Consider the following 19620-nt stretch of genomic DNA (forward strand, 5'->3'; position numbering starts at 1 on the left):
AATTTGGTTGGGAACTATGTCCAAAATGAGCAAGAGAACTCTTATTGCTTCTACTGTTATGGGTGCATTCGCACTAACAGGTAGTGCAGTCTCTGCAGATACGCTTGAAGATCTTCATAAAGAAGAAGCGAAAATCCACGCGGCTGCAGCGAAATCTCAAGAAAAAATCAACACGCTGTTTGAACAGTCTCAAGAACTACTTGTTGAGTATCGTCAAACAGTAGATGAGACAGAAAACCTTAAAATCTACAACGACTACATCGCTAGCCTAGTTGCAGACCAGCAACGTGGTATCGACTCTCTACAGCGTCAAATCGACAGCATCGAGCAAACTAAGCAGGGCATCGTTCCTCTTATGTTCCGCATGATTGACAGCCTAGAGCAGTTCATCAAGCTAGATCGTCCAATCACCTAGAAGAGCGTCTACAGCGCGTTGAGCGTCTTCGCGATCTAATGGCTAACTCTAACGTTACTGTTTCTGAGCAGTTCCGTCAGGTGCTAGAAGCCTACCTAGTAGAAGTTGAATACGGTACGAAAATCAACTCTTACCAAGGTACGATTGACGACGCAGGTACAGAAGTTACTGTTGACTTCTTTAACCTAGGTCGCGCAGCGCTAGTTGCACTTTCTCTGGACCAAACTCACGCATGGGTATGGAACAACGAAAGCCGCGCATGGGAAAAACTGGGTGACGAATATCTGTCTTCAGTTGTTGACGCAGTTAAAATGGCTAACAACGTCATTCCTGCGGATCTGATTAAACTACCAATTAGCGCAGCGGAGTAATTGTTAATGAAACCAGTATTCAAATCTCTTTTAGCCGCTGCGACAGTTGCAGTTGCGGCAACCGGAGCGCAGGCTCAGGAAGCAAAGAGCCTTAAAGACCTTCTAGATCAGGTTCAACAGAACCGCGTTTCTGAAGCTCGTCTAGATAAAAAACGTGAAGCTGAGTTCCAGTCTGCACGTGCTGATAAGCAAGCGCTTCTTCGCAAAGCTCAATCAGACCTAAAAGCTGAACAGGCTCGTGGTGACCGTCTACAGAAGCAATTCTCAGACAACGAAGTTACTCTTAACGAAAAAGCTGCTGAGCTAGACCAAGCGACTGGTACGCTTGGTGAAATGTTCGGTGTGGTACGTCAAGCGTCTTCTGAAGCTTACGGTCGTATCTCTACTTCAATCGTTAGTGCACAATTTCCAGGTCGTGGTCAGTTCCTAGCTGAAATGTCAGAAGACTCTAAAGGTCTTCCTAACATTCAAGAACTTGAAGACCTTTGGTTCGCGCTTCAAAAAGAAATGACTGAAGGTGGTGAAGTTGTTAAGTTCACTACAGAAGTTGTTAACCTAGACGGCGGTTCTTCACAGCAAGAAGTTGTTCGTGTTGGTACATTTAACCTTGTTGGTGAAGCTGGTTATCTAGCTTACGATTCAGAAGCTGAAGTAGTTCAGCCTCTAGGTCGTCAACCAGACGGTCACTTCGTAGCGTCAGCTGACGAACTAATCGACGCGACTTCTGGCATCGTTCCTTTCTATGCTGACCCTTCTCAAGGTGCAATCCTTGGTCTACTGAAGCAGAAAGCGACTATGTCTGAGCGTTACCACGCTGGTGGTCCAGTAGGTTATACAATCACGCTAATGCTTGCTATTGGCCTATTGATTGGTATCTACAAAATGATCACGCTAACTATCGTTGGCGGCAAAATGCGTTCACAGCTTAAGAACGTAAGCAATCCTTCTGAAGGTAACCCTCTAGGTCGTATCCTAAAGGTTTATCAAGAGAACAAGACTGCTGACGCAGAGAACCTTGAGCTTAAACTTGATGAAGCAATCCTACGTGAACTTCCACGTATCGAAAGCGGTATCAACGTAATCAAGATTTTCGCAGCGATTGCTCCTCTACTAGGTCTACTAGGTACAGTACTTGGTATGATCGAGACGTTCCAAACCATCACACTATTCGGTACTGGTGACCCACGTATGATGGCAGGAAGTATCTCAATGGCTCTTGTAACTACGGCTCAAGGTATTATCGCGGCTCTGCCTCTAATCCTTACTCACAGCATCGTAGCTTCTCGTAGCAAATCAATCATCCACATTCTTGATGAGCAAACTGCGGGTATCGTAGCTGCTCACACAGAGTCGGAGAAAGCGTAATATGAATTACCTGATTGGATTATTCGAATCGGTCAGGGACTTTATCGCTACCGGCGGTGACGTACTTTACTTCGTTGCTGCCGCGCTCTTTCTCATGTGGGTTTTAATGATTGAGCGTTACTGGTATTTAACCTCGGTCTTCCCAAAGGTGAAGAAAAACATCATCGCGAATTGGGATGCCCGAGCAGATACCACATCATGGTATGCGCATAGAATCCGTGACGCGTGGATTTCTCAAGCGTCAGACGATCTAAACGCTAGAATGCTGATTATCAGAACCATTATTGCAATGTGTCCGCTAATCGGTCTACTTGGAACAGTAACCGGTATGATCAGTGTTTTCGAGACAATGGCAACACAGGGCACCAGCAACGCTCGTCTTATGGCCGCTGGTATCTCTATGGCAACTATCCCGACAATGGCGGGAATGGTAGCCGCGCTATCTGGGCTGTTCATCAGTTCACGTCTTGAAGCGAAGGTGAAGCTGGCAAGAGAAGGGCTAGTTGATAGCCTGCCACATCATTAGAGAGAGAGATTATGGCTCGAAAAGTCAGAACCGAGGAAGAAGATGCACAGATCGACATGACGCCCATGTTGGATATCGTGTTTATTATGCTGATCTTCTTTATCGTTACCACTGTTTTCGTTAAAGAAGCAGGGATCGAAGTCAACAAGCCAGATGCGAGCCAGGCGATTCTTCACAAAAATGCAAACATTTTCATCGCCGTAACGGAAGACGGAAATGTTTGGCTAGACAAGCGTGAAGTTGCGCCGGACAGCGTAAGAGCGAATATAGAAAGACTGCTTACCGAGCAGCCTACTGACTACGTAATCATTCAAGCTGATGTTAAAGCGAAGCATGGTTTAGTAGTTGAAATTATGGATCAGGTTAAAGCCGCTGGCGTTAACCGAGTCTCGGTAGCGGCAAGGGGATAAGATGTTACGTATACTTGTATCTATTGTATTAGGTGCTGCGGTCGCATTTGCCCTGTTCGTTCTAATGGCCAAGTTGATTGAAAATTCATCTAGACCAGCAGACGAAGTACCGCCTGCACCGGTGATCGATATTGTAATGCAGGAACCAGACGACCAAACGCAAACGCGTACTCGTGTTCCACCACCGCCTCCGCCTCCGCCTCCACAGCCTCCGAAAATGGAGCAAGTTGAGCCGGAAACAGCGGAACCTGATGCAGATGGCTTTAGCTTAGCTATTCCAGCTATCGACACAGGTGGTGTTGGTGTAAACATTGGTGGTGTTGGTGCTATGCAACGTGACGGTGAAGCAACACCTATCGTTCGTATCGACCCGAAATATCCACCTGATGCAGCCCGTGATGGCCGTGAAGGTTGGGTAAGACTATCTTTTACTATCAACGAAGTTGGTGGTGTTGAAGATATCGAAGTTATTGAAGCTGAACCTAAGCGCGTATTCGACCGTGAAGCACGTCGTGCTCTACGTAAGTGGAAATACAAGCCTAAGATCGTTGATGGCAAGCCGGTTAAACAACCTGGCATGTTCGTACAGCTAGACTTTAAACTGGAGCAATGATCATGATGAAACGTACATTCAAAATGTCAGCCGTTGCTTTAGTGTTAGGCGCAGGTGCGGTGCTTTCAGCACCCGCTGCCCTAGCGCAGTCTGCACCTGTTGTTTGTCCTGGTTATGAAAAGGGTAAAACAACGCTAGTAGGTGAGCGTACCGGTAAGAAAGTTCAAAAAGCTTTTGAATTCTACAATGAAGACCAAGTCAACGAAGCGTTAAACGTGCTTTATGAAATCGACCCTTCGGACGATTTTGATAGAGCCTACGTTAAGCGTTTTATTGGTAACTTGCTTGCTGCGCAAGAAGGTCAAGGTGGAAAAGCGTTAAACTATTTGGTTGAATCTGTTGAACCAAAAGTGCTTAACGACCTTGAACACTCTCAAACACTTAAGCTATTAGGTGATTTGAGCATGCAGGAAGAGAAGTACACCAATGCCATTAAATGGTATAACGAGTGGATGGACTTCACGTGTAAAGAAGACGCAGACGTGTATACGCGTTTGGCACAGGCTTATTTCGAATCTAAGCAGTTAGCGAAGATGGTAGAGCCGGCAGACAAGGCAATTGCTTTGTATGAAGAGCCAAACAAGAACCCGTATGTGTTGAAGCTGACTTCTTACTACGAGCGTAAGATGTACCCAGAAACGGTTGCTGTTGCGGAAGATCTTGTTAGAACTTTCCCGCAAGAGAAAACGTGGTGGTCGCGTTTAGGATTTTTCTACATCTTAGTTGAAGACTATAAAAAAGGTCTTTCAACGCTAGAACTTGCTTATATGCAAGGTTATCTAGAAAAAGAGTCGGAAATTAAAACGCTTGCGCAGCTTTATCAAAGCAATGGTATGCCTTACAAGGCGGCCAAATTGCTTGAAAAGCACATGAAAGAAGGCTTGTTGAAAAATGATGCTGATATGATTGCTAATGTTGCTAATGCATATCACCAAGCTAAGAACTTTAAAACGGCTGCTAACTTGTATGCACAAGCGGCGGCTAAGAGTTCAGACCCTGAGCATTATCGTAAGCAAGGTACGCTTCTACTTGTAGCTGAAGACTATAAAGGCGCCATCAAAGCACTACAAAATGCCTTGGATCGCGGTGCTGAAAACCCAGAGAAAATTCACTTCACACTTATGGAAGCGAACTTCTATGCGGGTAACTTCAAGTCTGCTTACAAGCACGTGCAAGAAGCTAAGAAAGATCGCTCACTACGCCGCAACGCAGCAGCGTGGGAACCTTATATTAAGGAAAAAGCGAAGAACCGTGGTATTAACATCTAATATTCGGTTTTAGCCAAAAAAGCCTCCTTCGGGAGGCTTTTTTGTTTGCCCAGCGAAGCTGGCAAACCCGTCAGGTTGAAAGAAACCTGAATCACCCTGACTGAGGGGAAGATAATCCGAATGGCAAGGGCGTTGTTGGCCAACGACAGGGTCCGAAGGAAGCCATAGGAAGTTAGAGGTACACAATGAAAGTGAACCTGATTCGGCAAGGCAGGTGGGTAAGCGTGCAAAATAGCGCGAAGCCCGATACTCAGTCAGACCTGTTTTGTGTTTGAGGGTGGAATTTCTAACAGGGAGCCAGTGCAGTAACTGGGGAAGCCTGGCATTGGATCCAATCAAATGGTTGGACGTATCGTTCAAGGAGTGATCCAAGAATGTTGCGAGTGTGAGGTGGCAGATGAACCCGTAGTAGTGAGTAAGGCTAGGCCGATGAAAGCCAGTAATGGTGTGGAGGGTAAAACCAAGCCGACTATCAGCATTGTGTTTGATAGGATCCATTTTAGCCAAAAGCTTAAATGGATTGCGAAGGGGGGAAGCAGACTTTAAGACTCTGATGAGTTGTGAGTTTTTTTATCATTGATACACAAGCCGCCTGATCAGCGGGACAAGTCGAATCGGTGCGCTAGGAATAGTGATGTCTGGTGAGACAGGCCGTATATGGGAAGTAATTGTAGTCAAATTTGGTAGATTGCCTCAGTGCTAGAACGCCAAACCCTGCAATGAAAGTTACCACAATGTTAGAAAATGAACGATGTCCATAGGGCGCACGATACTAGATTGCAAATTAGCATTGTGTCACTTAGCAAGTGATATGAAGTATGCAGGAGCCGTATACGAGGCCCGTAGCATAGTGTTCTGAGGGAGGGATGAGGCGCAAGCCTCACCCTACTCGATATGCTTTATTGTTTTTGGGGAATTGTTGAAGAGATAGAAAGTTATCTACAGGCTAGGTTCTTGTATTAAATAGCTTCTTGTTTTCGGTAGGTACACAACGCTCGTTTACTAAATTCTCTCTGAACGTATGTAGCGTCGGCACACTCGTTTCTCTAAAATAATGCTGGCTTTAGTTTTTCTCTTAATTTTTTGGTTGCTTCTTTCAAGCCTTTTGCATCAAGCGCACTACAAAGCTGTTTGAGTTCGATATTTGACGTAATAAATACATCTATCAACCGCGAATTTTCGTTAATTATTTTAGCGATATTTTGTATTGGCTTATAGTCGCTATACTTTGCACTATCCGCACTATCCGCACTATCCGCACTATCCGCACTATCCGCACTATCCGCACTATCCGCACTATTGGCATTATCCAAACCACTCGCATCACCAGGCTTGTCGTTGAAAGTGCCGCCATCAAACTTCGCAATTTTACATAGTATGGGCCATACATCATCTAGCGCCCGTGAGCCGTCGATAAAGTGGTGTAGTTTTTGTTGATAGGTATTAATAACGCTAGTCGGTAATGAAAAAAGCCCAAGCGTAGACTGATAGCTTTTTTGTAGCGTTATAAGCTCACTGACGAGCATTTTTACCTTGTTTGTATGGGCGAGCACGGCCAGAGCACTGGTTTCTCCACTTGCTTTATTGGGCTTTCGGCCGTAATCAACAACCTCAAAGCCGTTTCTACACCAAAAAGCATCAAGTTTAGCCGTAGTGCCATAGGATGTGCATATCGCATCAATGCCATGCCTATAACTCTCGTTAGTAATTTTTCTAAGAAGCTCGCTACCAATTCCTTTACCTTGCAGCCTAGTGTGCACCGCTATGCGGTTGATTCGCCAGTACGTAAAGGTAGCAGCATTACCGTTTGCTGATAATAAACAAAGTCGCTGTGCGCCTAAGTGACCTTTCGGCCTGCGCTTTCCCGAAGCTATAGCCTCTGCGGTTTCTTCAAGACGGCTACCTCCTTCGATATTGATAATAGAGGCAGCTATTATTATGTTATCTAGCGAAAGCGAAGCTATTAGAACATCTGGGCTATCCATTAAACGCATGAAATCATCAGGTGTTGTTTGATAATGGGCTAGCGCGAGTAAAGACATAATTTGTTGTAGCGTCTGTTCGCTAACATTTTCAAAGGTAGATAAATTAAATGCGCTATGCTCGATGATGTCAGCTGCACTTTTTTCGATGTGCTTGTCGTCTATCAGCGCTGAGCTATCGCTTTCGAACAAACATGTTTCGTTAAGAAAGGTTTCAAGTGGGTCGTGCTGATACCATCTTAAAGGGGCTGTCAAAGTAAGGTGTATAGCCGAAGGTGGCAAGTTAGGTAGAAGCTTGTGTATAAAGCCGCTGCCCGAACCTTCATAACCTAAAAGGGTAGTGCTTAATATCCACTGCTTATTATGTTTGATGATCTTATGCACTAGTGGCAGTGGCAATGATGCAGCTTCATCTACAATTACTACATCGTAATCTTGCTTATCAGTATTACACAGCAGGTCGCTATCTGGTGGTACCCACTTTACAGTACCATTGGTTATTATTTCTTTTCCTTTAAATGGTAATGTAGCGGGTTGTATCTGCTCTATGCCCTTAGTGTGGTTATCTTTAGTATCTTCGCTTGGATTTTGAATATCAAAAACATTTTTGACGTTTTCCTGACGTTCACTGGTTAACAGTACGCGATGGCCTTCTCTTATCAGCTTTTGTATAAATAACCCCAAAAGAGACGACTTTCCCCTACCTCTTGGCGCGGTGATAAGCGCATTAAGTTGGTTATGGTAGAACCCTTGGCTTAGCTTGTTAAATGCGTGCTCTTGCTCATAAGACTTAAACAAAGCGCCACGATAAACATTTGCAGCATCAAGTTTATTTACTTCATAGCGGGCTATGTCTGGCAAGGAAGTCGCGCTTTCACGGTAAAAAGCAATGGATGGATTGCCTTGAAGGCGGTCTATAAAGCGCGCAAGATAAAGGCTGCGTTTCAGGCTATAGCCTTCAGAAATAAACGAAACGGCAGCGTTTTCAGGCCACTTTGTAAACGGGGGGCAGATAAGAATTAAACACCCATGCTGTTTTACCGTGCCTGCTACAGCCATGACATCGCCAGGTCTGAAAAAGTCTCTACAGTCTAAAAATGCGATATCCCACTCACTACCTAATACTTGCTTGCGTTTCTTTCCCTTTAGCATTTCGCCGGTAAAGAGGTTGTATTTAACGGTATTAGATTTATCGATAGCATTAGTCACTGTGGTTAGTGCGTTGTGACAAAATTCGTCGTGGCTAGAAATCACCAATAACCTGCGATGCAACCGCAACGTTGAGTTTTGATGTTCGGTAAAGAAGGGGGCTAAAACCCACTCACATAATTGAGATAGCGCCATGAAACTGTTTTTTCGGTATAATCTAGCGCTATAGTAGCGATTTATTATGAGGAATTCGAATGCGCTTTCTTTCTCGGCGTTTAGTGATGCCAAATGACCTTAATTATGCCAATTCTCTGTTCGGTGGCCGCGCGTTAGAATGGATTGACGAAGAAGCCGCAATTTGGGCAATTTGTCAGTTGGAAACTAATTGCTTGGTTACCAAGCATATCGGCGAAATTAGCTTTGAGTCACCAGCCATGCAAGGTGATATCGTAGAGTTTGGCTTAGAAACCAAAGCGGTGGGCCGCACGTCTATTACTGTTAGCTGTTTAGTACGCAATAAAGCTACAAAGAAAACCATCTGTTTTGCAGACGATATTGTTTTCGTAAAAGTTGACCCAGACACACGTCAGCCAACAGCACACGGTAAAACGCTGGAAGGTTTAAAAGCGCAAACTGATGACGAAGTTCGTCGTTTAAATATGAACATAGACGCTGAATAAAACGCAGCGTCCTTCGCTATATATCATATAAAAAATATGAAGTTAGCTTAACGTGTTATCTGCTTGACGATGTCTATCGAACTGGTAGACTCCGTCGCAGAAGTTGAGGCTTTATTAATGAGGGCTCAACGCTATACCAAGGGGTGTCCGTTTTCGGTCTGAGATCCACTTTAGTGGGAACCCTTAAACCTGATCCGGATAATACCGGCGTAGGAATGGTTCACAACATAGCCTAATAACCTGCCGTTAGACCCGGATCTTTTTTCTTAAGTAAGAATAAGAGATCCCATGTATAAAACACTTTTCACACTTACACTCATTGCTACTTCTGTTGCCGCGTATGGCCAGCAGCAAAGCGCTAATGCCGATACAACTATCTCTAATACTGATATCGAGCGCATTGTGGTAACCGGGGACTTTCGTCAAACTACACTAGACCAGCTAAGTGCGAGTGCCACTATTTTAAATCAGGAGCGACTTAGTAGCAGACAGCCTACTCATATTGATAGCGTGCTAAACAGCATTCCTAACGTGAACTTTGCCGCAGGTGCCTCTCGTGGGCGATTCGTTCAAATTCGAGGTATTGGCGAGCGTAGTCAGTTTGCCGAGCCTATTAACCCATCGGTTAGCTTTATCGTTGATGAGTTCGATTTTTCTGGTCTAGCTGCTGCAGGCTTAATTTTTGATACTAAGCAACTTGAAGTGTATCGCGGCCCGCAAGCTACCCTTTACGGTACAGGCGCATTAGCCGGTGCGGTGAAGCTCTCAAGCAATGACGTTGGTAGCGACGCCCCTGATTATGTCGAGGCGCGAGTGGGCAATAAAGATACCTACCGAATTGAAGGCGCTACAGGGAACGACATAGGTGGTGACTGGGGTTATCGCGTGGCGCTGGTTCACAATAGCAGTGATGGTTTTGTTGAAAACACATTTCTCGGTCGAAGTGACACCAACAATATTGATGAAACCGCATTGCGTTTTGCTGTAGAAGGGCATGTTGATGAGCGTACAACGCTTGCGCTTACTTATCGATGGTATGATATCGACAATGGGTATGATGCTTTTTCACTAGATAATGATAATAGAACCTTATCTGACGAGCCTGGCTTTGATGAGCATCAAACCCATGCGGTAAGCGCGCGTTCGACAACAGAAACGGCGGCAGGCGATCTAATTCTCATTGCTACTCACGCCTCGCATAATATCGCTTATGGCTACGACGAAGACTGGACATTCACTGGCTTTCACCCTTGGGGTTATACCTCATTCGATGCGTATTATCGCGATGTAGATACACAAACAGGAGAAATTCGTTTTGTGTCTAACGAGAGCGCCGCATTGTTCGATGGCATAACCGACTGGACTATAGGTGTTTTTTACAAAAACACCGAAGAGCAACTGCTTCGACAATACACCTACCTCGATAACGACTTCGCCAGTGAATACACGCCAACAACGACGGCAATTTACGCTAATACTGAAAGCCGTATCAACAATAATTTAGTGTTAGTTGCGGGACTAAGGCTAGAAAACTACGATTTTGACTACGCTGACAATAACCTGCTTACACGCGCTTTCGATACTACCATGGTCGGTGGGAAAGTGGCGCTTCAGTATACACAGGGCGAGCACTTCTATTACGGCAGTATTTCTCGCGGTTATAAAGGCGCTGGCTTTAACCCCGACAGCCGTGTGAATGACGAACAGCGCTTTTTCGATGAGGAATATAACTGGAACTATGAAATAGGGTTTAAAGGCCCTTTGATGACGCCAGAACTTATCGCAAGAGCAGCGCTTTTCTACATGGATAGGAAAGACACACAGGTAAGTGATTTTGACGTTATTACTCGCGATGACGGTACGGCAGGGTTCGTTGATATTATCGATAATGCAGATTTGGGAACAAATAAAGGTGCTGAGATAGAGCTTAGCTGGTTTGCTACCGACGCATGGCAGGTCGATGCAAGCGTGGGGTATTTGAGCGCGACATTTGAAGGTTATACTCTTGCCGACGGCACGCAAGTAACAGAGCAAAGGCAAGCGCAGTCTCCTAAATGGACTGCAAACCTTTATAGTGAGTACGTACTTACTGAAACGGTGCTTTGGCGTGTAGACATAGACTACAAAAGTGAATACCGCTTCTCAGACGGACATGATGTAACTGCGCCAAGCACCACATTAGTGAATTCTGAAATTGTTGTATTACACGAAAATTGGCAGACGACGTTGTGGGTTCAAAATGCCTTTGATAGAGAGTATTACACCCGAGGATTCGGTGGCTTCAGTAACGACCCTCGCGATGAGTATGCGTTTGACGAGCCGTACTATCAGCTAGGTAACGGTCGTCAATTTGGTGTTACCGTAAAGTACACGTTTTAAAATAAAAGGAAGCAGTTATGCAAGTTATGGTTGAACTCTCGTTGTACCCTCTGGTAAACGAATACATTCCGCCCATCCAAGATTTTATCGATAGGCTAAATAACTACCGCGATATTTCGGTGTCGACAAGTTCAACCAGCACTCAGGTAACAGGTGACTACGGGGTCGTTATGAAGATATTAGGCGAGGAAATGCAAAGAACCCATGAAGAAGTAGGGCAAGCTATTTTTGTGGCTAAGTTTCTCAACTTTGATGCTATGCAAGCCAGAAAGTCGTCTTGATGACTCATTTTCTTTCTGAATTTACCTCACAAATTGCCGCTACCTCTTTATTGGAATGGGTAGCGGTAGTGCTCGCCATAGCCTATGTGCTATTGGCTGCTAAACAGAATAGCTGGTGCTGGCTGTGTGCTTTTGTCAGCACCGCTATTTATACCTGGTTATTTTGGCAAGTTACCTTACCTTTTCAGTCAGCGCTTAATTTCTTTTATATGATCATGGCAGGTTATGGCTACTATCAGTGGTCTAAAGGCACTGAAGAGGGGAGGGTTAAGCCCGTTCGTCATTGGCCTTTATGGATACATTTACTAATAGTACCTAGTATGCTTTTAATGGCGTGGGGCTTATCTTTGGTGGCAGGTTCGCAATTCAATAGTGAGTACCTACTATTAGATGCGAGTATTAATTTACTGAGTGTCGTCACCACATTTATGGTGGCCCATAAAATCCTGCAAAACTGGGTTTACTGGTTTTTCATTAATCTGGCTTCTGCCTATTTATATCTGCAAGTGGGCTATGCATTATCTGCTTGTCTGTTTCTAGGCTATGTGGGGTTTGCCGTATTTGGTTATTATCAGTGGTTAGTGCAATATAAAAAACAAGGTGAGCACGTTGGATATCATCGCCACGCTGCGAAAGGCGCTTAAACTTAGTGACAGTGCCCAGCTTTCGGTGCATCCATCTGGGGCTGTAAACCATGTTTATCGACTCCAAAATGTTGCTTTACACTATGAAGGCACTGAAAGAAAACTGCAGTTTCACAGTGTTTCTGAGAAAGCATTCAGGCACCGCCAAACAGGCCAAGTGGTTGAAGGAGAGCAAAACCAAGGCCGAGACCCAAAACAATCGTGCTGTGTAGGTGATTTTGCTGTTAAGTGGTTAGGTGACGATCGCTTTAGCGGTATTGACCGCACTTATCAGTTCGCTTTGCAGAAAAAACTATGTCGCTTAGGTTTAGCACCACAACCTATCTGGTTAAGCGATGATGAAACAATTTGGGTAGAGCAATGGCAAAGCGACACAACTAACCCTAGTCTAACCCCTCAGTGTTTAGCTCAAACCCTTGCCAGCGTTCATCAGCTGTCGATAAAGGCCCACCCGCTAAAACTTGCCGCAAGATGGCAGCACTATATTGATATCGCTAAGCTAAACACGGATAGCACTTTGTACCAAAAAGCTAGGCGATTGCGGCCTAAGGTTTTGCAAAGCGAGCAGGCCGAAAACGATAGTGTGTTATGTCATAACGACTTGGCAGTAAATCACATATTGATTAGGCGAGATAACACGCTCACTGTTATTGATTGGGAGTATGCTGCGATGGGAAACCGTTATTTTGACTTAGCTAGCTGTGCACTTATCAATAAGCTAGATAGCATGACAAGTACCGAACTCGTAAAGCGCTACGCAGATATAATGAGAATTAATCAACAGATTGCACTCGCGGAGTTCAACCTTCATAAAGAGATAGTTTCGGTAACGAATGACCTCTGGTTTGCGGCGCTAAAAGCCAACGACGCATTGATTTAACCCGCATTCGATTGAAAAAACAGCGCATTGGGTGTTAATTGAGCATGCGAACTTTAGTTGTGATAAAAAGGCTTTACCTTTTTAATGTCATCCGTATAATGCACAGCGCGCTAGGGGTGTAGTTCGAATTGGTAGAACAGCGGTCTCCAAAACCGATGGTTGGGGGTTCGAGTCCCTCCACCCCTGCCACTTTCTCTTCTTGAGTACTTTTCTTTTTCCTTGTCTTTATTTTCAGTTTTGTTTCTCCTTTATTAAAAGCTTTTTCATTTATTAGCTGGCTATTTGCGCTTTTGTTTTAACAGGGCGGGATTTAAACATAGTTAATAGCGCATTTCATAGCGGCTTGTAAGAGCACCTAATAAAACGCCCGCTTTATGCCTATAGCGAAGGATATTGTCCAACGTTATAAATAATGGCTATTCAATAGAACAAGCACTTTTAGTAAACTGTGATGGAATGCTAGTGAATTTACGCTGCGTCTTAATTTAAATGGATGGTGAAGTGTCTTTAACCTCTTATCAACAAGCAGTACTCCAGGAAATTGGGATCCCAACGTGGATCACAAAAGAAGCCTATAATGAGAAGGTCAAAGAAGGCACAGCACGCACCAATCACCAATTGAATAGTTCACCATCTTCACAGGTTGTGGGTGCAAACGAGGTTCCTGTAACTTCAACACCGATTTCAAAGGAAGAAAAGCAATCTCGTTTGGCTCAGCTTCGCGCTAGTGTGAGCGGTTCTGTGGGTGATAATAATAACGAGAAAGGGAAAACAGAAAAAAGCACGGCGTCTTTGCCTGAAACCAAAGCCCCGAATAAAAGGGAAAGTGCGTCAATGTCTTCACCGTTGCCTGTTTCTCCTGATGGTATTCCGTTAAGCGCAGAGCAAAAAGCTAAGTCACAACAGTGGTTAAAAGACTTGCAACTCGCCTGTATACAGCTAGGGGTACCCTCGAACTGGGCAAGCACAATCATGATTGGTCGCACATTATCGATAAGCGATACTGCCATTATATTACCTGCGACTCCTCTTAAGCTTACCGTTCAACAAAAGCGAGAGCTTTGGTCGCAGTTAGTGTCTGTTGGCGCTGCCTTAAATAATTCAAATAGCGAACAGCAGTAGTGGCGGTCAAACTAAAGCTAACACCCGAAAAAGGTACAGAAGCCGAAATTGCGCATGCCCATACAATCCATCAGCAGGCGCAAGTTGTACCGTGGAAACTCAGCACCTTCGAAGATTGCTTTACCAAACCTTATTATGGCGTATTTGCTTATGAAAACGAGCAGGTCATTGGGTATGCCATTGTTTTAGAAGTAGCAGATGAAGCAACATTAATGGATATTGCGGTGGATGATGCCTTCCGAGGGCAGGGCGTAGGACGTGCCCTAGTAGATTATGTGCTAACAGCCTCAGAGCAAAACGGCATGATAGAAATGTGGCTAGAAGTGAGAGAAAGTAACCTCGCTGCCATTAAGCTTTATGAAAGTTCGGGGTTTGAACACATAGAAACCCGCAAAAATTACTACACCACGAAAAGTTACGAGGCCAACTCATCAAGGACGGGGAAGGAAAACGCCAAAATAATGAAATGGTCAAAAGCCGTTTATTAAGCTCATTATCAGCAGCGATACGTTCTGCTTTTACATATAGCGCTAGTGAATAACAAAGTACAAACCCGCCTCATCAAGTATTCTAGAACGGTAGCGTGCCCAACCTTATATTGAGACAATATTCCTGCACGGCAAACATAACTAGCTCGACCCAATAACGCGACATGTTGCATCTATAAGTGCCTTATTTAGGCGCTTACGAAGCGCGTGTTTGAAGCAAGAGTGTTGCAGACTTTATTGAAACTCTACAAGGAAACCCCTCATGGCTAAAGTCCTTAACCATCCTATTTTTTCATCAAGGCGTTTTGCCATTAACGTGGTTACTTATCAAGAAGGGCATCGCGTGCTAGAGCATAATGACCCAATGGGGGCCGGGCGTTATTTTAAATTTAACGTTGTACTGAAAAAGCCCGAACAAGGCGGCGTATTCTGGGCTGAGAAAGTCATTGTTAATCTTTTTAATCGTGTTTACTTTTTCCGCCCTGATAAATATATGCACAGTGTAAGCAAAATAGGAAAAGGCCAAAGAAAGCTACTTTCTATTGCTGTGTATATTTAGGGAATATGTATGTAACTCGTCTTTGAACTCTCCTCATTTCAGCTTTTTATCAGCGAATATCGACATGAATTATCAAATGACTTTCTTAACAAAAAGAGAGCTTCAAACTTTATTCGAAGTCGCAAACTCAAATGGACAACCCGCCGTATAACAAAGTTTCCACAGTAAACTAAAAACTTGACCATTTGGTCGATAAATTGGCGTGTAAACAGGATGGGGAGGTTTTATTCCCTCGCGAATTGGCTTATATTTGCGCCCATATTATATCCCGCTCAAATTTAACCCCTGTGGCGGTGATGGCTTCTCTCAAATCAGTTCGTGTAATTGGATTTTTTAAAACGCATGTCTTCATTATCGGTGACGGAAAAAGCGCAATCTAAAGGTATAAAAATGCTTTTAGTTGCAGTGTTGTGTTTAGGGCTTAATTGGCCGGGCATGAAATTGGGCCTAGAGATTGTTGGCCCGGTGTGGATGGTTTGCCTACGTTTTCTACTCAGTCTTCCAGTACTCGCGCTTTTTGTGCTTATCACTAAGAAACGTTTGCCGGTATTGAATCGTAAAGACCGGTCAGTGGTTTTTGTGGTCGCGTTTTTCCAGTTTATCTTGTCGATGGGCCTTATTACGGTGTCGCTGCAATATATCCCAGCTGGAACCGCTAGTATTCTCATTTATACAACGCCGCTTTGGATGCTACTAATTGATACGTTATGGTATCGACAACGCCCGCCCTCAAAGCGATTAATTCTTACCGGAATTTCTACTATTGGCTGTGCGATGATTTTATTTGCCTCGGGGCAACCGGGCGCATGGCTGCCGCTCTTTGGTATGTTGCTGGCTTCTGCATTGTGGGCAGTCGCTATTCGAAGGGTGTCTTTCCACAAGTGGAAAGGAAGCGTCATTGAAGCGGTGTTCTGGCAGTTTACTATTGCAGGTTTCGCCATGCTTGCTATTGCTCTTATGGTAGAGCCAACGCCGAATTTTGGCGCTTACGATATAAGCGACTGGTTGTTGCTAGCGTACATAGGGCCGGTGGCAACAGGGCTTGGTTTCGGCCTTATGGTAGCGGCGGGGCCAAAATTGCCGCCAGATAAAATCGTTTTAATCAGTACGCTTACGCCAATCGTTGGGTATGTAAGCTCAGTGCTACTGCTTAAAGAAACCCTGCTGCCTATGGTGGTGGCCGGCGCTATATTGATGATTGCAGCGCTTATTGTGAATGGCCTTCCTCAAAGTACGCTTAAAAAAATGCTAGGCAAGGGGCAGGCTAAATAGCCGTTCTTTAAAGCGTGAGTCGCGGCTGGATAAAGTCTAAAAACGCAGAAATACGAGAAGATACCGCGCTATTTTTGTAGTACACCGCTTGAACCGATTCGCGTCGGTTCGGGCTGACGATGTCGTCGCTAAACACATCGACAAGCGCGCCCGCGCTAAGATCTCTGTGCACCATAAAGTGAGACAGTAACGCAATACCTTGCCCTGCTAAGCATAGCTGGCGAATAGTTTCCCCGCTTGAGGCGCGAAGACTGTACTGCAAATTGACATCTTGTTTAAGTGGCCATTTATTCAAACTCGGCGAGTCGCTAAAGCCAATCAGTTTGTGTTTGTTTAGCGTGCTAATGCCACCTTCGTTTTCAGATAGGGGATATTTTTCAAGGTACTGTGGGCTTGCCACAATATGCAGCTTACTTTTCCCTAAGCGTCTCGCGTGCAAATTCGAGTCGCTCAAATCGCCAATGCGTATTGCGATATCCGTCTTGTGTTCTAATAGGTCGATAATGCTATCGTGACTAGTGATATCCAGAGTGATATCAGGAAAGGCTTCTCGAAAGTCACCTACTAAAGGGGCAAGTTGGTGTAAAACGAAAGGGCTTGCCGCATCTACCCGAAGTTTTCCAGAAGGTGTGCGCTTTAAAAGCCGCAGCGCTTCTTCGCCTTTCTCCAACACGTTTAAGCCATCTCTGGCATATTGCAGAAAAAGCTCGCCTTCTTCGGTTAACTCTAACCGTCTGGTAGTACGATTCAATAGGGTTACATCTAAGGTATCTTCAAGCCGCGTTACTGCTCGACTCACTTTCGCTACTTGCTGATTAAGCAAGTTAGCAGCACTTGAAAAACTACCCGTATCAACAACGGTTAGAAACGCTTCTAAATCTTCAGTCTTTGATGAAACTGGCATCACACACCTTACCTTTTCAAATTTCGCAAAAGTATTTTGTCATTAGTGCTGTTTTTTGCAAATAAATTCATCGTCAAACTGTACGCACTTTAAAAATGACTCCCCAAAAGACGGTTTAGTTGTCCGCTTGAAAGGAGTAGGTGGCGTCGGCAACGACACCCCATCACGTTAATTACTTTTTGAGGATAATTGAAATGCCTATTGCATTATTTGCGTTAACGTTAAGTGCGTTTGCTATTGGCACAACAGAGTTCGTGATAGTGGGGCTTGTCCCCACCATTGCTACTGATCTTGGCGTTACGTTACCAAGTGCTGGCTTACTGGTAAGCTTGTACGCCGTTGGTGTTGCCGTTGGCGCACCGGTTCTTACCGCCCTTACGGGAAAGTGGAATAGAAAGCATGTTCTGCTTAGCTTAATGGCGCTATTTGTGGCTGGTAATATTCTTGCTTGGCAAGCGCCTAGCTACGAGAGCTTAATTTTAGCTCGCATTTTGACAGGCTTAGCGCACGGTGTGTTCTTTTCCATAGGGTCAACTATTGCTACAGGGCTAGTGGCGAAAGAAAAAGAAGCCAGTGCTATTGCCATTATGTTTACGGGCTTAACTGTAGCCTTGGTTACTGGCGTACCTTTGGGTACCTGGATTGGTCAAAACTTCGGTTGGAGAGCAACCTTCCTTGTGGTTTCCGCGCTTGGCACACTTGCGCTAATAGGCAGTGCGTTGCTGGTACCGAACAATCTTAAACAAAGTAAACCGGCCACCTTGAGTGAACAAATGAAGGTGTTGGTTCAGCCTCGTCTGGTATTAGTGTATCTAATGACGATATTGGGCTATGGCGGCACATTTACGGCATTCACCTATCTCGCTCCTATATTGCAGGAAGAGGCGGGGTTTGCGCCCTCAGCCATCAGCTTAATTATGCTGGTTTACGGTGTATCTGTCGCGGTAGGCAATATTTATGGCGGCAAGCTTGCTGACAAAAAAGGCCCAATCTGCGCGTTAACTATCATCTTTTCAGCCCTTGCCATCATCTTATTTGCGCTGACGTTTACCATGGGCAGTAAAGTTGCCGCAGTGATCACCGTTTTAGGTGGGGCGCCTTTGCCTTTGGCAATGTTCCAGGACTTCAGGTGTACGTTGTTCAACTAGCAGAGAAGTTTACCCCTAATGCTGTTGATGTGGCGTCAGGTTTAAATATCGCGGCATTTAACATTGGCATAGCAGTGGGTTCAATACTGGGCGGTGCAATTGTAGGCGGCATGCAGTTATCTGATACCGCATGGATTGGCGCAATTATTTCTGTTGCAGCGTTACTTGTTACACGTTACAGCGGCTACTTAGACAAGCGCGCACTCAGTACTGCGAATACGGCGAATAACACAACGAGCGCGTAGGGAGGTCACAATGACGACAAATACCTTTGATAAGCTTGCACAACACACGTTCTCAGTAGGTGTAGAGCTTCCGCTAGATAACGACTGGCCGCATTTCGACGCCACAAAAGGTACGCCGTTTGGCGTACCTGATATGACACAGCATCACAGCCGTATACAGTTAGCCGATAAACTAGGGTTTAAAGCAGCGTGGGTACGAGATGTACCAGTTTACGACCCTAGCTTTGGTGACGCAGCTCAGGTTTTCGAAACCTTCACTTACTTGGGCTATTTAGCAGGTATCACAGACAATATTCTATTAGGCACAGCCGCCGTTGTTTTACCTCTTAGGCAGCCATGGCTTGTCAAAAAGGCGGCAGCAACGGTGCAGCAGCTAAGTAACGACCGCCTTATACTCGGTGTAGCCAGTGGGGATAGACCGGTTGAGTATCCGTTGTTCGATGTCGATTTTGACAGTCGCGGCGAGCACTTCAAGCAGTCACTGGAAATTGTAAAGCACGGTGAGAATTCCCTTAAGCCTGGCATGTCGCTGTTACCGCGTTCAACAACGCCGCCATTGTACGTTGCAGGGCTCGCTCAGCAAAGCCCTCAGTGGGTTGGAAAAAATATGGACGGTTGGCTGGCGTATCCAGGTACACCGAACGATCATAAAAAGCGCGTGAAGCTATGGCGAAATGTAGCGGGTAAGAAGCCTTACGTTAGCTTTATTCATCTTAATTTGGTTGAAGGCGATGAAGCGCCCATAAAACGCCACCGATTCGGGGTTGAAACTGGTGTAAATGGGCTTATCAAAGAACTCAATGCAATGAAAGAAGCGGGGGTTGATCATATTGGCCTGCACTTCAGACGTAATACGCAACCAGTAGAAGACGCGATGCAGCGCATTGCTGACAACGTATTACCTCACTTTCATAAATAA

At 45.0% G+C, this 19620-nt stretch carries 18 protein-coding genes, 1 tRNA gene, 2 pseudogenes and 1 riboswitch; of the genes and pseudogenes, 19 read left to right on the forward strand and 2 right to left on the reverse strand.

The window, feature by feature from the left end; translation table 11 throughout:
• Positions 1 to 25: 25 nt before the first annotated feature.
• The 7 genes and pseudogenes from MADE_RS05800 to MADE_RS05830 all read left to right on the forward strand — a co-directional run bounded on the left by MADE_RS05800 (position 26) and on the right by MADE_RS05830 (position 5514).
• A pseudogene (locus MADE_RS05800) lies at positions 26 to 786 on the forward strand (DUF3450 domain-containing protein).
• Positions 787 to 792: 6 nt separating this feature from the next.
• On the forward strand, positions 793 to 2151 hold the full coding sequence (locus MADE_RS05805; protein WP_020743101.1) for a MotA/TolQ/ExbB proton channel family protein: 1359 nt from the start codon (positions 793 to 795) through the stop codon (positions 2149 to 2151).
• Position 2152: 1 nt separating this feature from the next.
• Positions 2153 to 2677 carry a MotA/TolQ/ExbB proton channel family protein gene (locus MADE_RS05810; RefSeq protein ID WP_012517736.1) on the forward strand — a complete coding sequence of 175 codons (525 nt, stop codon included), beginning with the start codon at positions 2153 to 2155 and terminating at the stop codon, positions 2675 to 2677.
• A gap of 11 nt (positions 2678 to 2688) precedes the next feature.
• Positions 2689 to 3087 (forward strand): ExbD/TolR family protein, encoded by a 399-nt coding sequence (locus tag MADE_RS05815; protein ID WP_012517737.1) that lies wholly within the window; start codon positions 2689 to 2691, stop codon positions 3085 to 3087.
• Between the two features lies 1 nt (position 3088).
• A complete protein-coding gene (locus tag MADE_RS05820; protein WP_012517738.1) occupies positions 3089 to 3700 on the forward strand; it encodes an energy transducer TonB in 612 nt (203 codons plus the stop codon).
• A 2-nt stretch (positions 3701 to 3702) separates the two neighbouring features.
• Positions 3703 to 4968 carry a tetratricopeptide repeat protein gene (locus tag MADE_RS05825; protein WP_012517739.1) on the forward strand — a complete coding sequence of 422 codons (1266 nt, stop codon included), beginning with the start codon at positions 3703 to 3705 and terminating at the stop codon, positions 4966 to 4968.
• 339 nt (positions 4969 to 5307) lie between these two features.
• Complete coding sequence (locus tag MADE_RS05830) at positions 5308 to 5514, forward strand: hypothetical protein (RefSeq protein ID WP_012517740.1); 207 nt, start codon at positions 5308 to 5310, stop codon at positions 5512 to 5514.
• A gap of 500 nt (positions 5515 to 6014) precedes the next feature.
• Here MADE_RS05830 and MADE_RS05835 read toward each other — a convergent pair whose 3' ends face one another.
• Positions 6015 to 8294 carry a GNAT family N-acetyltransferase gene (locus tag MADE_RS05835; protein WP_023559557.1) on the reverse strand — a complete coding sequence of 760 codons (2280 nt, stop codon included), beginning with the start codon at positions 8292 to 8294 and terminating at the stop codon, positions 6015 to 6017.
• 59 nt (positions 8295 to 8353) lie between these two features.
• Between MADE_RS05835 and MADE_RS05840 the strand changes: the two genes are divergently transcribed.
• From MADE_RS05840 to MADE_RS05885, 10 genes are all read left to right on the forward strand, one after another.
• The gene (locus MADE_RS05840) at positions 8354 to 8779 is read left to right on the forward strand and encodes an acyl-CoA thioesterase (RefSeq protein WP_012517742.1); all 426 of its coding nucleotides are present in this window, start codon (positions 8354 to 8356) and stop codon (positions 8777 to 8779) included.
• Between the two features lie 129 nt (positions 8780 to 8908).
• Positions 8909 to 9012: riboswitch (TPP riboswitch) on the forward strand.
• Between the two features lie 55 nt (positions 9013 to 9067).
• The gene (locus tag MADE_RS05845) at positions 9068 to 11158 is read left to right on the forward strand and encodes a TonB-dependent receptor (protein ID WP_012517743.1); all 2091 of its coding nucleotides are present in this window, start codon (positions 9068 to 9070) and stop codon (positions 11156 to 11158) included.
• A 17-nt stretch (positions 11159 to 11175) separates the two neighbouring features.
• The gene (locus MADE_RS05850; protein WP_012517744.1) at positions 11176 to 11439 is read left to right on the forward strand and encodes a hypothetical protein; all 264 of its coding nucleotides are present in this window, start codon (positions 11176 to 11178) and stop codon (positions 11437 to 11439) included.
• Positions 11439 to 12083: a nicotinamide riboside transporter PnuC gene (gene pnuC / locus MADE_RS05855; RefSeq protein WP_012517745.1), complete on the forward strand. Its 645-nt coding sequence runs from the start codon at positions 11439 to 11441 to the stop codon at positions 12081 to 12083. The genes MADE_RS05850 and pnuC overlap by 1 nt, the downstream gene beginning before the upstream one ends.
• On the forward strand, positions 12040 to 12963 hold the full coding sequence (locus MADE_RS05860) for a phosphotransferase (protein ID WP_232363023.1): 924 nt from the start codon (positions 12040 to 12042) through the stop codon (positions 12961 to 12963). Before pnuC ends, MADE_RS05860 begins: the two co-directional genes overlap by 44 nt.
• A 112-nt stretch (positions 12964 to 13075) precedes the next feature.
• Positions 13076 to 13152, forward strand: a tRNA-Trp gene (locus MADE_RS05865).
• A gap of 312 nt (positions 13153 to 13464) precedes the next feature.
• The gene (locus MADE_RS05870; RefSeq protein ID WP_015066525.1) at positions 13465 to 14085 is read left to right on the forward strand and encodes a hypothetical protein; all 621 of its coding nucleotides are present in this window, start codon (positions 13465 to 13467) and stop codon (positions 14083 to 14085) included.
• Positions 14085 to 14573: a ribosomal protein S18-alanine N-acetyltransferase gene (gene rimI / locus MADE_RS05875; protein WP_012517748.1), complete on the forward strand. Its 489-nt coding sequence runs from the start codon at positions 14085 to 14087 to the stop codon at positions 14571 to 14573. The genes MADE_RS05870 and rimI overlap by 1 nt, the downstream gene beginning before the upstream one ends.
• Before the next feature lie 262 nt (positions 14574 to 14835).
• A complete protein-coding gene (locus MADE_RS05880; RefSeq protein WP_012517749.1) occupies positions 14836 to 15132 on the forward strand; it encodes a hypothetical protein in 297 nt (98 codons plus the stop codon).
• A gap of 342 nt (positions 15133 to 15474) precedes the next feature.
• Positions 15475 to 16404, forward strand: coding sequence for a DMT family transporter (locus MADE_RS05885; protein WP_012517750.1), 930 nt, complete (start codon positions 15475 to 15477; stop codon positions 16402 to 16404).
• A gap of 7 nt (positions 16405 to 16411) precedes the next feature.
• On the opposite strand, the gene MADE_RS05890 is transcribed toward MADE_RS05885, so the two are convergent.
• Complete coding sequence (locus MADE_RS05890; protein ID WP_023559558.1) at positions 16412 to 17308, reverse strand: LysR substrate-binding domain-containing protein; 897 nt, start codon at positions 17306 to 17308, stop codon at positions 16412 to 16414.
• A gap of 194 nt (positions 17309 to 17502) precedes the next feature.
• Here MADE_RS05890 and MADE_RS05895 point away from each other — a divergent pair.
• Together MADE_RS05895 and MADE_RS05900 are read left to right on the forward strand one after the other, a co-directional pair.
• Positions 17503 to 18701, forward strand: a pseudogene (locus MADE_RS05895) (MFS transporter).
• A 10-nt stretch (positions 18702 to 18711) separates the two neighbouring features.
• Positions 18712 to 19620, forward strand: coding sequence for a TIGR03571 family LLM class oxidoreductase (locus MADE_RS05900; protein WP_012517754.1), 909 nt, complete (start codon positions 18712 to 18714; stop codon positions 19618 to 19620).

The sequence above is a fragment of the Alteromonas mediterranea DE genome (genome assembly GCF_000020585.3).
In the GTDB taxonomy this organism is placed as follows: domain Bacteria; phylum Pseudomonadota; class Gammaproteobacteria; order Enterobacterales; family Alteromonadaceae; genus Alteromonas; species Alteromonas mediterranea.